The following is a 15,443-nucleotide window of genomic DNA, read 5'->3' on the forward strand; positions in this document are numbered from 1 at the left end:
TTTTCCGCTCCGTTTCCGGCGCTTCGTTCATCCAACTCGCTGGTGTCTTCTGCGGCTTGACGCCCCGTCCGACGTTTCAAACTCTAGCCGATCCCCGCTCCGAAAAGCGAATCGACCGCAATCCAATAAAACGAACACGCCGAATAAGAACCAAGCCGCGACAAGACGCGACCCAGCCCGAAACCGGGAAGTGGTGTTTCGAAAGGATTGGCCACCGCGGGACCGTCCGCGCCAATGCGTGTCCGGTGCTCCCTGCCGAGCGACTGGCTGACAGTACCCCTCCTCGGCGCCCAAGGCAAATACCCGGCCCGGGATCGTGCAGGCGCGCGCGTCCGGGCAGCTGCGCAACCTCGCCACCACCGCCTCCGCGGCCTGCGTGGCCCGGATCGCCGGAGTCCGCCGGCGGCCGGGGCCCGGTCCGTGGTGGATCGGGCCCCGGCCGCCGTGGCGTTGTGGTGGGTCAGAGGCCGCTGCCCTGGATGGCGAGGAAGGGGACGATGATGGGGTTGGCGGTTTCGCCCCCGTAGATGTCCTCCCAGTCCGCGTACTGGCGCCCGTCGATGTTCACGGCGGTGGTGTTCTGTCCCCGTGCGCTCCGGTGAGCCACCGTGGACAGGGTGTCCCAGTTGTTCTCCAGGTCCGTGCCGAACCGGCCGATGTTTGCCGGGCGGGACGTCTCGGTCGGGTCCCCGTTGTAGATGAGAACGCTGGCGATGCGATTCTCGATCCAGCCGAAGCGGGCCGCCTCGGAGGTGGCGCCGATGAAGTAGGCCATGGCCCGAAGCACTGCGTTGGAGTTCCTGTTCGCCGAGGTGGCGGTGTCCAGGGCACTCAAGTGCGTCAGGAAGTTGCTCGCCGTGTACGGCTGGTCACCACGCCACGTCGGGTTCGCGGCCAGCGACGCGTAGCCCCCGTCGGAGCTGATGGTGTTGAGCAAGGGAGCGGTCGGCATGTTGAAGCGGACCCGCATCTCCTCCGCCAGGCGCACGGTGTAGGGGGCGTTGAGACGGTAGTGGAGGCCGTGGGAGGAGAAGCCCATGAAGTACAGGTTGTCGACGGAGAAGTACAGCGCGACATCGGCCCGCCGCTCGCCCCTGGGGTTGCTGGGGGTAACAGCGTTGGACCACACCAGCACCCGGATGACGCGGTTGGTGGCGGTTTCACGCCCGCGGACCGTCGTGTCCGAGAAGTAGGGGGCGTTCGGGAGGCCTGCCATCGGCTGGCCGGCGATTTCGCGCATCCGGTCCACCACACGCCGGTATTCCCCGGACTGATTGGCGGCGGCCGAGCTGGGGCGCGCGGCGGAGTCGTAGCCCGTCATGTCCCAGTCGATGTCGGTCCACCGCTGGGTGGTGTTGGCGTCAGCGTGGGGCGCGGCGAGGCCGTTCACCAGGCCGCAGGCGGCGGCCATGGCCAGCAGCAGCACCGCCAGCCGCCTTCCGGCTCGGCGCATGGTGGATGTCGGATGCAGGTACATCGGGTGGTACTCCCTGAAAGCTCTTCCGCGCAGGTGTGGTGGCGCGCGGCGAGGAGCCCGCGAGAGCGCCTGCCGCTGCATCGGGGCAGCGCGTCCTCGCGGGACGGACAGCGGGGAAGCGACCGGCTACCCGCTCGCCGGGCCTTTCAGGTCCCGGCGGGACGAGGGCCCGGCGAAGGGGCAGTACTCCCCGGTTTGGCTCCCGGGGTCGTCTTCCTCAGGTCTAGATCCAACCTGGGCGGGCGGGCGCCAACCATGCAATTTCGCCCGCAAAAGTACGTACCGCATACTTTTGCGGGTTGAGGTTCGGCGTTCGGCGGGGCCACGTCGAACACGGGAAGAGCTTCAGCATGGCCTCGTACGCACCGGCGGACCGTTCCTTCGGCACGCTGCTGTTCGGTCTGCGCCGCAGGGCGGGGCTCAGCCAGGAAGACCTGGCGCACGCCGCGGGGGTGAGCGTACGTACCCTGTCCTATCTGGAGCAGGGCCGCTCCCGGGGGCCGCAGCGCCGCACCGTCCAGGCCCTGGCGAAGGCCCTGGGCCTGGACGCGGCCGACGCCCGGGAGCTGGAGGAGGCCGCGAGCCTGGGCCGGCCCCGCCCCGCCCGCACGGCGGACGCCCCGCCGCCCGCCGCCGCACCGGAGGCCACCCTGAACACGAGCACGCCCGATCTGCTGCCGCGCGCACCGCGCGCCTTTCACGGACGGGCCTCTGAGCTCGCCGCCCTGACCCGGGCCACGGCGGGGGAGGCCCCGGTCTGCCTGGTCATCGGGCCCGCCGGGGTCGGGAAGACCGCCCTCGTCCTGCACTGGGCCCACCACGACCCCGCCGGACTCACCGACGGGCGCCTCTACGCCGACCTGCGCGGCTTCAGCGACACCGGCGAGCCGGCCGCCGTCGAGGTCCTGCGCGAGTTCCTGCTGGCCCTGGGCGTGCCGCAGGAGCGAATACCGGAGTCGGCCAACGGCGCGGCCGCACTCTTCCGCGCCCTGGCCGCCGACCGCCAACTCCTCGTCGTCCTCGACAACGCGCGTGACTCCGAACAGGTCAGGCCGCTCCTGCCCGGCGGCGACCGCTGCGTCACCGTCGTCACCAGCAGGCACCGGCTGCCGGGACTGATCGTCACCGACACCGCCCGGCCCGTCGCCGTGGACGTCCTCGCCCCCCAGGACGCCACCATGCTCCTGGCCCGGATCCTCGGCACCGAACGGGTCCACGCCGAGCCGGCCGCCGCGCTCCGGCTCGCCGAGCTGTGCGGCGGGCTGCCGCTGGCCCTGCGGGTGGCAGCAGCCCGTCTGGCAGGGCGACCCGACTGGTCCCTGGGAACGATGGCTGCCGAACTGTCCGACGAGACACGGCGGCTGAGCTTGCTGGACCTGGAGGACACCGGCGTGCGGGCCGCGCTGCGCCTGACCCTGCGACAACTCCCGGCGCACGTCGCCCGTCTGTTCGCCGCCCTCGGCCGCCACCCGGGCACGCACGTCGACCGCTACGCGGCGGCCGCCCTGGCCGGCACCGACCCCGCCACCGCCGAGAGCGCCCTGGAGCGCCTGGCCGTCGCGCACCTGCTCACCGAGACGGCACCCGGCCGGTGGACGATGCACGACCTCGTACGGCTCTACGCCCGCGGCCTGGATGCCCAGCCCGACACGCTCAAGCGCGTCCTCGACCACTACATCACCACCGCCACCGGCGCCGTCGCGGCGGCCGAGCCCGGCACGGAGGACTGCTTTCCACTTCCGGCGGACTTCCTGCCGCCGGCCGCCGTGCGGGAGTTCGGCGACCGGTCCGCCGCCGTGGCCTGGTACGCCGCCGAGCGCAACAACCTCACCCAGGCGGTCGCCGCGGCGCACGCCGCCGCACTGCACGACAGAACCTGGCGCATCGTCATGACGATGTGGCCACTGATCGTGTGGCGCGTCCGCGACGGCTGGGTACCGCTCCTGGAGACCGCCCTCACGGCCACGCGCGCCAACGCCGACGAGCACGGCGAGGCCCGGGTGCTCAACGTCCTCGGCTGGGTCCTGACCGAGGAAGGGCGCACCCCGGAAGCACTCGTCCACCTGGAAGCGGCCTCCGCGCTCGCCGCCCGCGCCGGTGACGCGTTCGCCGAGGCCAACGCCTTGATCGTGCTGGCCATGGTCCAAGCCTCCCTCGGCCGCCTGGACCAGGCCGCGAGGAGCTGCGAACGCGCGGTCGAGCTGGCACGCGAGACCGGCGACCAGAGGATGGAACGGCTGGCGATGCAGCACCTCGCCCGCCACCAAACCGATGCCGGACACTGGCACCAGGCCCTCAGCACCGCGACCCACGCCCTGGCCCTCGGCAACCAACCGGACACCACCGACATCCCCCGCGTCCTGCTGCTCACCATCAGGGGAGAAGCACTGCTGGGACTCGGCAACCACACCGAGGGCATCACCCAACTCGACCTCGCCGCGCGGGAGGCGGAGTCCGCCGGCTACGACGACGGCGCGGTACGGGCACTCACCGCACTGCTGCGCGCAACACCCGACACGGAAGTCCAGGCACGGTACGACACGGCACTCGCACGACTCACCACACGAACCTGAACCCCGGCACACCCTCGCACCGGCGAAGCCCCCGCCGCACCCGAGCGCGCGGGAACGGTCTCATTGATCATGGTTGGAAGCGGTGCGCTGACCTGTGGTTCGTCAGCTCGGCTGAGACGCCGGAGAGGCGATTCTCGCCGGACCCGGCATTTTTCGGGGCTGGGTCAGCTTGCGTGGACCCCGGGGTTCATGGGGGTGGTCGAAAAACGAAGTGGGCACGTCCGGCTCGCTCCCGAGTTCGCGCAGAGAACCGGTGCGGCGCCACCGCGCCGCTGCACCGGTGGCCCACCCCGCCTGTTGACGAGTCGATCCGCTGTCATTTTCGGATCAGTAGTCCAGGACGCGCTTGAGATAGGCCGTTCTGGCCGCGATGGCGAGTTGCGAGATGGCCGCCTGCGGCGCGGCGGTGGCGAAGGCATGCCAGGCCCCCGGCCACACGTGCAACTCGACCGGGACTCCGGACCGGGACAGCCGCGCGGCGTAGTCGATGGACTCGTCCCGGAAGGTGTCGACCTGGCCGGTGTCGATGTAGGTGGCGGGCAGCCCGCTCAGGTCTGCCGCGCGGGCCGGAGCCGCGTAGGGCGAGACCTCGGGCCCGCCCCTGGCCTGCCCGAGCAGGCAGGTCCATGCCGTCAGGTTGGCCCGGCGGTCCCAGAATCCCTCGCCGTCGAGTTCCTGGCTGGACGGGGTCCGGCAGCGGTCGTCGAGCATCGGCGCCTGCAGCATCTGGTGGGCCAGGGCCGGGCCGCCGCGGTCCCGAGCCAGCAGCGCCGTCGCCGCTGCCAGTCCACCGCCCGCGCTCGTGCCCCAGATGATCAGCCGTTCGAGGTCGATGGACAACTCGTCGGCGTTGGCCGCGACCCACGCCAGCCCGGCATAGCAGTCCTCGACGGGTGCGGGATGGGGATGCTCGGGAGCCAGCCGGTACTCCACCGAGATCCCGACGACGCCGAGGACATCCACCCACTCGGCGAGTACGTGGGAGAGCTCCCACTTGTTGCCGGAGATCATGCCGCCACCGTGGGTGTGGTAAATGCACGGGCGTGAGCCTGCGCCGCGGGTAGGACGCATGATGAGCAGCGAGATCTCCGGCGCCCCGGCGGGGCCGGGCACCGTGCGTTCCTCGATCTCGACGGCCCCGTCCCGGCGCAGCGCGGCCGCGTCGGCCCCGCCGGGCACCGTCGCGTTCATCTCTCGGTAGGCGGGGATATCGGCCGGCCCGAGCCAGCCGAGTTCTCGCACCTCTTGCGGATAGGTGGCCAGGATTGCGGCCAACTCGGGGTCGAACGGTGGTCGGGAGTACATACTCGGGTCCTTCCTTCAGCGGTTCGCCGCCCCAGTGTCCTGGCCGGTCGCCGCCCGATCCACCGCCGGATGGCTCATGTCATCCGCCATATGGCGGATATGGTCCAGTGGTGGAAGAACTGCTCCAACAGCTCTCGGCACTGGATCCCGCCGCCGGGGACGCGGTGCGCGCCATCGCCTACTTCGACACCCTCGTCGAGCAGCGGGCCGGCCTCGATGCCTTCGTCAGGGCCGGGGCCATCCTCTCGGGCTGCACGGCAGGGCTGGCCGATCCCGACCGGCACGTCCTGGTGCGCATCCATCCCGACGGCCACCGGCTGGAACCGGCGGCACACGTTCCCTCCTGGCCCGGCACCGCACTACGCGGTACGACCGCAGGCCGGGTCTGGCTCGAACGCACCGGCATGCCGCTGCCCACCGACGCCATCGTTCTCGAACGCCTCGCGGCCGGGGCGGGCATCGTCTTGGACCGAACCCGCGGCCGGGCCGCCACACACGACCCGGCCAGCGTGGAAGTGCTGCTCTCACCCGAGGCCACAGCCGCAGCCCGCGCGCAGGCCGTGCGCAGACTCGCCCTTCCCGCGGCGAGATTCAGGGTCGCGGCCCTGCTGGGAAACCCGGATGATCCAACGATCAACCGGTGGAGCACTCGCCTCGGACACGTGACCGCCGCCATCGTCGTCGACGCCACGACCGAGCCCACCGCAAGCCTTGGACCCAGCATCGGGACTGAGCACGGGCCAAGAGCCGGGCTGGGCCCCGCCGTGGAAATCAGTGGGCTGCCGCGATCATGGCACGGAGCGCTGACCGCGTTGCGGCTGACAGCCGAGGTCCACGGTCCGCGCCACCTCAACTACGACGCCCTAGGCGGCCTGGCCCTCGTGGCCGAACACGTCTCCCCGCACAACGCGTTGATCGAGGATGTGCGCGCGCTACGCGCGGCAGAAAGAGCCGGCACCGGCGCACTGGAAACCCTGGCCGCCCTCGAAGCCCACGACAGCCTCCGCCAGGCGGCCACCGCGTTGCATCTGCACCACTCCACACTCCAGGCGCGCCTACCCAAGCTGACCGCTGCTCTCGGGTTCGCCCCCGACACCCCGCAAGGACGCACACGCCTCCACCTTGCCCTGGCCCTCCACCGACTCAACCTCAACGGTCCCCTTCCCTAGCCGCCGAGCAGCAGTGGCAGTCCTCGGGGCGCCCACGTTGAAGACCGTGAGCGCGATCTCGGCTAGATACTCTCGGACCGTGGCGATGTCGTCAGATCAGCGAGGCGTCCACGGTGAGGCGCCAGTGCGCGGACATGCAGGGATATCGCTGGGCGATCTCCCGCAGTTTCGCGATGGCCTTCCGCTTGGCCTGAGCCGCTTGTACTTCTGGCGGATCCAGCGCACCGGCATCCGGGTCCGCGAACTACCCATCCGCCCCGAGCCGGCCCTGGCCCGCCTTCGCCGTTGGTGGGCGGCCGAGCCGACGAGGCGAAGGACGCCGAAGGGGCGGACGCGCAGTGCGCGTCCGCCCCTTCGGCGTTCGTGGTAGCGGGGACAGGATTTGAACCTGCGACCTCTGGGTTATGAGCCCAGCGAGCTACCGAGCTGCTCCACCCCGCGTCGGTAGTACCGACCGTACGGCACCAGGCGGCGATCACCTAATCGGTTTCCCGGCGGCCGCTTCCGCAGGGCCGCCCTCGCCGGGCAGTCCCTGCGGGGGCCGGCGGCTGGCATCGTCGACGGGTGATGCGGCAGGGGCGAACACCCGCCCCGACGTCCGTGCGTGCGATCGAAGACGTTCGGCCACGAACCCCCGAGAATCAGCTACTTTGCGTTATCACTCGTATCGAATGTGTGACATGTCTGGGCTGCTGGGCATGCTGCGGTCCGGGCCGACTCGCAGGCACAACTCCAGGAGTGAGACATGTTCAGCACCGCTCGTGCCGCCAGGATCACCACCGCCGCTGCTGCCACCGTCCTCGCCGTCAGCCTGGGCGTCGTGGCCGCGCCGTCCGCCTCGGCGGCCGACAACTGCTGGCCCGGGGAGAGCAACCGGTGGTACTGCCACAACGTGCCCGGCTCCCCCGTGTACGGCGTGGTCGGCAACAACCACATCTACCCGGACCCCGACACCGTCGTCGGCTACATGAACTCCGACCCCAGCTGGTTCTACTGCAAGGAGGACAACCAGGCCTGGGTCGGCGGGCCGCACCCGACCCGCTGGCTGATGACCGTCGCCGACAACGGCCAGCTCGGCTTCATGAAGGACACCGCCATCACCAGTGAGACCGACCCCGTTCCGAACTGCTGACCCGGTCTGGAGCCGATTCCCGCTCTGCGCGAGCAGGGGCCCGGCTACCGCTCTACTTGGGGTGCCCCGGGAGGGGATTGCCGGGCTTGTCCAACCAAGCCGCCTGTCCGGCGGGTGTCACCGTGAGCCCGTACCGCTCGTAGCCGGGGCGTCCGGCGGCCGTCCACTGGGTGTAGGCGGCCTCCGTCTCGTCCCACAGCTGCCGGGGCCCGGACTGGCGGACCTCGAACCGGGATTCCCCGGGCACGGAGTCGACCGTTGCCCAGGACGTGACGGCCGTGTCGAACAGCCACCACGTCCAGCCGCCGTCACCGAACTCGTTGCGCCGGTAGTACACGTCCGGCAGGGCGAGGGCGCAGACGAATTGCGCAAGCCAGTCGCCCCCGATGGCTTCGGGGTCGAGGCTCGTCCAGGACTGCGCGGAGTCGCCCGGCCATTCACCGGGCAGGTAGCCGTCCACCGGAGTGCCCTGGTAGCGCTGCTGGCGCAGCATCATGAACGCCGCCGATCGGGTGAACGGACCGCTCGCCGTCCCGTCGTCGCCCACCGCGAGCCGCACGATCGCCCCGCCGCCCAGCAGCGGTGAGACGGGGCTGACGATCACCCCGCCCGGCCGGGTCTGAGCTACCCAGGCAGGCGGGACGTCCCGCAGGGACACGGTGGAGATGATCCGGTCGTACGGGGCGCGTACGCCCCAGCCGAACGAGCCGTCCCCGCACACGACTTCGGGGGTGTAGCCGGTCCTGCGAAGTGCGGTGCGGGCTTGCGCGGTGACCTGCGCGTCCACCTCGACGGTGGACACCATCTCGGCGCCCAGGCGATGCGCCAACAACGCCGCGTTGTAGCCGGTGCCCGTCCCGATTTCGAGCACCCGGTGCCCGGGGACCGCGCCCAGGTCGGACAGCATCTCGGCCACCATGGTGGGCATGGACGCCGACGACGTGGGAGTACGGTGGTCGCCGTCCCCGGCACCGTCGTCCCACTGCGTGACGATCGGCAGGTCGCCGTAGGCGAGCCGCATCCACCGCTCGGGTTCCCTGGTCCGGCTGCACTCGGTGTCGCCGCCGTCCTCGTCCGCCCAGATGGTGTCGGGGAGGAACACGTGTCGCGGCACGGCCGCCACGGCCGGAGCCCATCCGGGGGGCAGGGAACCGGCGTCGGTGAGCGACGCCACCAATGCGGCCCGCTGCTGTTCGGGGGTCAACTCTTCTTGTGCTTCGGTGCCGGGGTCGGCTGCTGGCCGTCCTTCGAGGGGTTCGGGCCGATGGCCGGCGAGCCGGGCTTGGCGTGCCCGCCGCCCTTGCCGTCGTTCGGTCCACCCTTGTTCTCGTCTCCCATGGTCAGCGTCCTTTCTCTGTTCGGCTTGTAGAGGCGGTGCTGTTCCCGCTGCGCCCGGGGGCGCAGCGAGTACCTGCCGTGCGGCAGGGGTGATGCCCCGCCCCGGGCGGGGTGAACCTCAACCAACAGCCCGGGATGGGAGTTCGATAGCCGAGCTCCTGACTTGCGCGCAGTTTTCAGCGGCTCGCTTGTGCTGGGAACGGCTGGTCGGCTGTTTCATGGGTGGGGGGCGCGGGGGCGCCGAGGATGTGGCTGCGGGCCGCGCGGGCGAGGACCGCTTGGTCTGCCGTGGATACTCCGGCGCGGTTCCAGTGGAAGACGACCATGCTGCGACCCGCGCCCAGACGTCACCTTGTTCGGTCCACTCCTGGCCGACTGCGCGCAGCATCGCGCTGCACATCAGGATGGACAGTTCGCGGCGCCCGATCGGCGGGGCGGCCGGCTGGCCGTGGTGGGTCCGGAGGGCTTCGAGCAGGATGGCGCGGCTGTCGGCGTGGAAGAGGGCAGGACGGGTCCCATCTGGGCGGCCAGGTTGGCGAGTTCGAGGACGCACATGTGGTGGATGACGTCCCTGACGGCCGTCCGGACCTCGCGCGCCGCCGCCGCCGTCCACAGCGTCAGCGGCTGGCCGAAGGTGTAGTAGGCGGTGGCGGTGCACCAGAACGGTGCGGCCGGCCTCCAGGACCGCTCGCGGTGAAGACGCCCGGGGCGGTGGGGCGTTCCGCCTCGGCCCGGGTGGGCACCGACCGGGGAGTAGGCGGCGTTCGGCGACGCTGCCAGCCGACGGTCCTCATGGCCCGTCTGATCACGGTTTTCACGGAGTGCGCCTCGGCATATCGTCAACGGCAAGAAGGACCCTTGCCCACACGTTCTTTGTCGTGGCCGTCGTTACCACACCCGTTCCGTCCGCCAGCTCGCGGACGAGGAGCAGCCCCCGGCCACACTCGCCGCGGGCAACCGGAGTTTCCGGCAGCGGCAGGTCAGGGCGGTAGTCCAGAACCTCGATCCGGCAGTCGCCGCCGGTCTCCTGAAGGTGCAGACCGATACTGCCGCGCGACCGGCTGGCGTGCCGAACGACGTTTGTCACCAGTTCCGAGGCGATGAGGACCAGGTCGGATGCCCGGTCGTTCTCCCATCCCCACTCTCTGAGCACTGAGCCCACCATTCGGCGTGCCGTGGAAGCCGCGGCCGCCTCTGCCGTCAGCGTGGCCTCCCAGTGGTGGAGAGATCGCGGCTGTTCGACGGCCACCATGTGCATCGCTCCCGTCATCAGGAGCGTCTTGACGCCCCGTTACAGTTCGCTTACGGGGATCAACCATGGACTGGGGTGCGGAGACAGAACCACCCACGAAGCAGGGACACTTGCTCCTCGTTCGGGTGAGGCCAGGGACAAGCTGCGGACAGTTCGTGGACACTTCCGCATCACCTGTGTGGCCACCGGTCCGGAGGTGGTAGGCAAGGGGATGAAGTAGTTCGCAGCTGGGGCTGCGGCCCCGAAGGGACCGCGACGCGATGAACACTTTGTTCGATGTCTTAGTCACCGAGGCCCGCATGGATTTCCGGAGCTTCCTGGCCGAGTACCGGCGGGTCGCGGCGCTCCTCTACGAGCGGACCGGGGATATCGCCTTCAGAAACGTCGTTCTGACGGACAAGAGCTTCACGCGGTGGCGTGCCGGACAAGTTGCCCGGCCTCACCACCCGGCACCCGCAATTCTCGAGCGGATGTACGGCAAGCCCGTCGCCGAACTCTTCGCGCCCTGCACCGACGAGCAGGCAAAGGTACTGCGCGCAGTACCCACTCCAGTGCTCGATGAAAGAGAACTCGCCATGACCGCACGAGATGCCCGCGCCCACGCCGCCGACGCGGCCTCACAGTTGCTTCCCGACCTCAGCCTCGACCAACTCGAGGACGACCTGGTACGCCTGGTCCGAGCAAACACCACCACCCCTCCCCACGAGATCTTCATGGCGGCCAAGGAACTGCTCGGCCTTGCCACCGTGATGCTCGACCGTACGCAGCTGTTGTCCCAACGAGGCCGCCTCTACGTCGTCGCCGGCCAGGCATCGGCGCTCCTGGGTGCCTGCGCGTTCGATCTCGGCTCGATGCCGACCGCAGTTGAACTGATGCGTGCCTCTGCCCTGTACGGCCAGGTGGCGGAGCACGGGCCGCTCCAGGCGTACGCCCACGGCTACCTCGCCCTGTTGTACTACTGGGGCGGCAACCCCGCCCAGGCGGTTCGCCAGATCGAGCGGGCCCATTCGTTCCGAGGGGTTGGTGCCACGGGCCAGGCGAGGCTGGCGGCAATCGCTGCCCGCTCGTATGCGCACCTCGGCCGGGCCGAGGAGGCCCACGCAGCAATAGATCGAAGCTTGGCCGATCGAGGCCCCGCCGTGGACGATCTCCACGATGGGATCGCAGGTGAGTTCGATTTCAGCGTGGAACGCGTCGCCATGAGCAACAGCACAACCCTGCTTCTCTTGCGGGACGGGGTCGGCGCGGAGGCCTCCGCCCGGCGGTCGCTGGAACTGATCGCTTCCCAGTCCTCGGCCTCCACACCGCTCGCGGTTGCCCCGCAAGCCGGCGCGGACCTGGCGACGGCCCTGTTGATGCGGCGTGACCTGGACGGTGCCGCTGAGGCCATGCGTCCCGTACTGAGTCTGCCGAGGGAGTGGCGCGGGGCCGGCCTCGTAGGCCGGGTGAACGCGGTCCGGGCGGAGCTGGCCTCGCCGAGCTTCCGCGACGCCCTGGTCGCGCGGGACCTCGCAGAGCAGATCGACGACTTTACGCTGGTCGCCGCACCGCGCACCCTCGGACCCGGCGCGGTGCGGCTCGCCATCGACGGGGGGATCGGCTAGCGGGCACCCTCCAGAACGGCGCGCTCCTTGTCCGGGGCAATCCCGTGTTCGTCCCACCGCTGATGCGGAACGGGCATGTTGCCCTGGAGGAGCCAGGACCACGTGTCTGCGACGGTTTCCGCCAGCGGCCGACGGGGGAAGCCGGCCGCGATCGCCGACGACGAGTCGACGGCCCACACGCCTGGGTGTGTCCGCCAGAGCGGGATCTCTGTCCACTGGCGCAGGCCGCTGCGGAGCAGTACCTCATCGGTGACCCACGCCAACTCGCCGGAGCTGCCGGTCACGTCCATGCACGCTTGGAGGAAACCGCCCATCGTCTCGCAGCCCACCGGCGCGGTGACGTTGTGAACCTGGTGCCCGACACGCTGGGCCTGATCGAGCGCAAAGGCCGCCACGTCCCGCACATCGACTGGCTGGATCGACTTCGCCGGATCGCCCGGCGCGAGGATGCGGCCTCCTCGCTCGGCCCTGCGCAGCCACCACGGCAGCCTGCCGACGTACTCGCCGGGCCCGAGGATGACGCCCGGCCTGAGCAGACTCGTACGGGTGAGGCCGAATGCTTCGGTCACTGCCCGCTCGGCGCCGGCCTTCTGCCGTCCGTAGTACGTGTCTGGGCCTGTCCACCCCTCTGGGAGCTGCCCGTACTCCGGTCCGGCGTCGGCCGGGGCATCCAGCACGGGCGAGTCCACGGTCAGAGGCTCGATGGGCCAGCCTTCGTAGACGGACACCGTGGAGACGTAGACGTACCGGCTGACGACCGGCTCCAGGGCCCGGGTGCCACCCAGCACGGCGCGGGGCGACAGCTCGGAGGCGGAGGTGTCGATCACGGCGTCCCACGGTCCGTGCTCGGCCAATCGCGTCATGTCCTCCGGCCGCTCCCGGTCGCCGTGCACCGCGACCGCTCCGGGCACCGGGACACCGGACAGGCCGCGCGTGAACGTGGTCACCTCCCAACCTCGTTCCAGCGCGCCACTCACGACCGCCCGGCCCAGGAACCAGCCACCGCCCAGCACGAGAATCCTCATGCGGGCGATCCTGCCAGCCCGGCGCCTTCGCGCGCAGCCGCCCGCAGAATCGGGGCCCCTACCGGTCGCGGAGCAGGTCGAGGTACCGGTCAACGACCTGCTGCTCCAATCTTGATCACGGATTCGGCGACGACGACCGTCAGACCGAAGACCATGCCGAACACCAGCAGGACGACGAGCGCCCGGCAGCCGTAGGGGTGTCCGCGTATCGCCCAGTCCGTCACGAGCGCGGAGTCGCCTATGTCCCGCTGCGGGGAGAGTCGCCCCACCTGGAGACCGCCGTGGTCGCCGTACACCGCCCGGGAGTGGACGAGGCCGTGTACCGCCTGCTGGAACTGATCACCGGCCACACCACCGCGTGATCCGAGGCCGGATATCGGCCGCCACCAGGCACTGTTCGAATACGGCCGCGCCCCGACCCGGGCGGGTGCCGGGTCGGGGTGCGTCGGGTCAGTGTGCGCGGGTGACTGCTACTGGAGCTTCCACTGCTGGTTCCAGGCGTTGTTGCAGGTCCAGACGCCGAGCGCCTTGGCGTCCTCGTCGTAGGTCAGGCAGTCCTGGTCGGTGATCCGGATCTGGTACTGGCCGCCGCCCGCGCTGACGAGCTGCCACTTCTGCGCATCGGCGCCGGTCCAGGGCTTGGCCTCGGCGAAGAAGGTCTTGGTGTTCTCGGTCAGCGCGAGCCCGGAGACGGCACTGGTGATCTTGTACCGGCCGTTGCCCAGGGCGGTGAACTGCCAGGCGGAGTTCTTGGCGCCGCTGGCGGCGGCCAGGATCGAGGACCCCGTGACCACCGGACCCCGGCCGTTCTTCACCTTGGGGTGGTGCAGCCCGGCGATGCCGGCACCACCACCGCTGCCGCCCTTGCTGCCCCCACCCTTTCCGCCGCCCTGGTGCGCGGGGACGGCCGGGGTGGTGCTGGTGTCGCCACCGTCGCCGTCGTCGTTGCCGTCGCCGTTGCCGTCGTCATCACCGTCATCGCCGTCATCGTGCGCGGGGATGCCGGGGGTGCCCGGGGTGTCGGTGATCGGGGTGCCACCACTCTTCGGGACGCCCGGGACCGTGATGTCGCGGGCGGGGAAGTGGATGATCCGCTTGCTGTCGACGCAGCGGATCAGCACGCAGGACCTGGTGGTGCTCACGGTCCGGTCGGAGTCGGAGCCGACGAACGCCCAGTTCCCGTACCCGCCGTCGCCCTTGTTGGTGAAGGTCGAGTCACCCGCGAAGACCCAGATGCGGAAGTCGTCGTAGCCGGCCGGCCCGCCCTGCGAGTCGTGGTGCTGCAGTTTGACGGTGGTGTCGACCAGCACCCCGTTCATGTTCGCCTCGTACACGTTGCGGAACCAGATGGTGTCGTAGAGGTCGGTGCCGTCGTACTTGAACACCATGACGTTGTAGCCGGGAGCCGCGGCACTCAGTTGGCTGGCCATGCCCTGGGTGAACGCGGCGTTGTCGGCCTGCGCCTGGAGGGCCGCGCTGCGGAAGCCGCCGATCATGGCACCGATGGAGTTGATCAGGGCCGTGGTGCAGTTGCCGCCGCCCACGCTGCTCTGGCCGTCGCAGTCGGCTGCGGCGGCCCGCTGCGGCGAGACCATCAGGCCGGCAACGGCCAGACCCGACAGCAGGACGCCCGCGACGGCACGTTGGGCGAGCGTGTGGGACCGGCGGGAGAGACCGCGCATGCCGAAGTACCTCGATCACTGAGAGTGGTGAAGATCGTCCGTGGGGAAGAGACGATGCTCGGATGCTAGGTCGGCCCGAACGCCGCGCCCCGGGTTCCTGACAGTTCCCTGATGGATCACTGATGGATCACTGATGATCTGTTGGCCGACGGGCGTCACCGTCACGGACCTGATCACGCCGGCCGTCGGCATCGTCCTCGCCACTGAACACCAGCCCAGCTCCGCCGCCTGGGCGGACCGGCTGCTTCGGCTCGCCGTGGTGGGACTGAGTCCGCAGAGCTGAGCGCTGTACACGGGCGGCATCGTCGAACCGGAGTCTCGATCGGGTGCCTGTGGCGGCAACCGCGCATGAAAACAGGGCCTCTTGGTAGCTCGCGAAGGGTATCTACGCCAACAAGCTTTCCAGGAGGCCCTGTTGCCGCATCTGCACGGCACCGTGGGGGCCGGCGGCGCGGGGGACTCGGGTACGGCCGCCGGACCGCCTTGCAGCCGGTCCGGCGGCAGGTGAACGGGTGGGGCGGTGGTCAGGTGATGGCCATGAAGCTGCCGACGTTCACGTTCTCCCGGGCCCCGTCCGGGTCCAGCAGGGAAGAGATCCTCGACCGGCAGTTGCGGTCGGTGAACAGCCGGATGGGGCCGCTGGTGAAGTTCACGATCGTGGTGTCGTTGCCGAGGCCGCGGTGGCACTCGCCGGGCACCGGGTCCGTGACCTCCTCCCGTTCGCCCCCGCGATCCATGATCACGACGCCGGGGGCCGCCGAGGCCGTGGAGGGGCTGACCAGGGACAGGGCGAGGACGCCGGCGGTGACCACGACCGCCGCGCGCGGGCTGAAGCGCAGGTGCATGAGGGGACTCCCGTGCTGGGTTCGTCAGGGGGCATCGACGG

At 70.3% G+C, this 15,443-nt stretch carries 14 protein-coding genes and 1 tRNA gene; 5 read left to right on the forward strand and 10 right to left on the reverse strand.

Going from position 1 to position 15,443, the window contains the following annotated elements; all coding sequences use genetic code 11:
• Positions 1-460 precede the first annotated feature (460 nt).
• Entirely contained in the window at positions 461-1,477 is a 1,017-nt protein-coding gene (locus ACFWPI_RS36720) for a ribosome-inactivating family protein (protein ID WP_380380817.1), read from the reverse strand.
• Between the two features lie 350 nt (positions 1,478-1,827).
• Between ACFWPI_RS36720 and ACFWPI_RS36725 the strand changes: the two genes are divergently transcribed.
• Complete coding sequence (locus ACFWPI_RS36725; protein ID WP_380380815.1) at positions 1,828-4,050, forward strand: helix-turn-helix domain-containing protein; 2,223 nt, start codon at positions 1,828-1,830, stop codon at positions 4,048-4,050.
• Positions 4,051-4,377: 327 nt separating this feature from the next.
• On the opposite strand, the gene ACFWPI_RS36730 is transcribed toward ACFWPI_RS36725, so the two are convergent.
• Entirely contained in the window at positions 4,378-5,355 is a 978-nt protein-coding gene (locus ACFWPI_RS36730) for an alpha/beta hydrolase (protein WP_380380813.1), read from the reverse strand.
• Positions 5,356-5,465: 110 nt separating this feature from the next.
• Here ACFWPI_RS36730 and ACFWPI_RS36735 point away from each other — a divergent pair, with 110 nt between their 5' ends.
• Positions 5,466-6,524, forward strand: a complete 1,059-nt coding sequence (locus ACFWPI_RS36735; RefSeq protein WP_380346367.1) for a helix-turn-helix domain-containing protein — start codon at positions 5,466-5,468, stop codon at positions 6,522-6,524.
• A 364-nt stretch (positions 6,525-6,888) separates the two neighbouring features.
• On the opposite strand, the gene ACFWPI_RS36740 is transcribed toward ACFWPI_RS36735, so the two are convergent.
• A tRNA-Met gene (locus ACFWPI_RS36740) sits at positions 6,889-6,965 on the reverse strand.
• Between the two features lie 304 nt (positions 6,966-7,269).
• On the opposite strand from ACFWPI_RS36740, the gene ACFWPI_RS36745 reads away from it, so the two are divergent.
• The gene (locus tag ACFWPI_RS36745) at positions 7,270-7,656 is read left to right on the forward strand and encodes a hypothetical protein (protein WP_380380706.1); all 387 of its coding nucleotides are present in this window, start codon (positions 7,270-7,272) and stop codon (positions 7,654-7,656) included.
• 52 nt (positions 7,657-7,708) lie between these two features.
• Here the strand turns inward: ACFWPI_RS36745 and ACFWPI_RS36750 are convergent, their stop codons facing one another.
• From ACFWPI_RS36750 to ACFWPI_RS36760, 3 genes are all read right to left on the reverse strand, one after another.
• Entirely contained in the window at positions 7,709-8,860 is a 1,152-nt protein-coding gene (locus ACFWPI_RS36750; protein WP_380425306.1) for a methyltransferase domain-containing protein, read from the reverse strand.
• Positions 8,857-8,994: a hypothetical protein gene (locus ACFWPI_RS36755; RefSeq protein WP_159398702.1), complete on the reverse strand. Its 138-nt coding sequence runs from the start codon at positions 8,992-8,994 to the stop codon at positions 8,857-8,859. Before ACFWPI_RS36755 ends, ACFWPI_RS36750 begins: the two co-directional genes overlap by 4 nt.
• An 814-nt stretch (positions 8,995-9,808) precedes the next feature.
• On the reverse strand, positions 9,809-10,246 hold the full coding sequence (locus tag ACFWPI_RS36760; protein ID WP_380380701.1) for an ATP-binding protein: 438 nt from the start codon (positions 10,244-10,246) through the stop codon (positions 9,809-9,811).
• Between the two features lie 260 nt (positions 10,247-10,506).
• On the opposite strand from ACFWPI_RS36760, the gene ACFWPI_RS36765 reads away from it, so the two are divergent.
• Entirely contained in the window at positions 10,507-11,850 is a 1,344-nt protein-coding gene (locus tag ACFWPI_RS36765) for a tetratricopeptide repeat protein (protein WP_380380699.1), read from the forward strand.
• On the opposite strand, the gene ACFWPI_RS36770 is transcribed toward ACFWPI_RS36765, so the two are convergent.
• From ACFWPI_RS36770 to ACFWPI_RS36780, 3 genes are all read right to left on the reverse strand, one after another.
• On the reverse strand, positions 11,847-12,875 hold the full coding sequence (locus ACFWPI_RS36770) for an NAD-dependent epimerase/dehydratase family protein (RefSeq protein ID WP_380380697.1): 1,029 nt from the start codon (positions 12,873-12,875) through the stop codon (positions 11,847-11,849). The genes ACFWPI_RS36765 and ACFWPI_RS36770 overlap by 4 nt on opposite strands.
• Before the next feature lie 89 nt (positions 12,876-12,964).
• The gene (locus tag ACFWPI_RS36775) at positions 12,965-13,225 is read right to left on the reverse strand and encodes a hypothetical protein (protein ID WP_380380695.1); all 261 of its coding nucleotides are present in this window, start codon (positions 13,223-13,225) and stop codon (positions 12,965-12,967) included.
• 120 nt (positions 13,226-13,345) lie between these two features.
• A complete protein-coding gene (locus ACFWPI_RS36780; RefSeq protein WP_380380693.1) occupies positions 13,346-14,557 on the reverse strand; it encodes an RICIN domain-containing protein in 1,212 nt (403 codons plus the stop codon).
• 133 nt (positions 14,558-14,690) lie between these two features.
• Here ACFWPI_RS36780 and ACFWPI_RS36785 point away from each other — a divergent pair, with 133 nt between their 5' ends.
• Entirely contained in the window at positions 14,691-14,840 is a 150-nt protein-coding gene (locus tag ACFWPI_RS36785) for a hypothetical protein (RefSeq protein WP_380380691.1), read from the forward strand.
• A gap of 241 nt (positions 14,841-15,081) precedes the next feature.
• Here ACFWPI_RS36785 and ACFWPI_RS36790 read toward each other — a convergent pair whose 3' ends face one another.
• Complete coding sequence (locus tag ACFWPI_RS36790; protein ID WP_380380689.1) at positions 15,082-15,402, reverse strand: hypothetical protein; 321 nt, start codon at positions 15,400-15,402, stop codon at positions 15,082-15,084.
• Between the last annotated feature and the right edge of the window lie 41 nt (positions 15,403-15,443).

This window comes from Kitasatospora sp. NPDC058492, assembly GCF_042720685.1.
Classification (GTDB): domain Bacteria; phylum Actinomycetota; class Actinomycetes; order Streptomycetales; family Streptomycetaceae; genus Kitasatospora.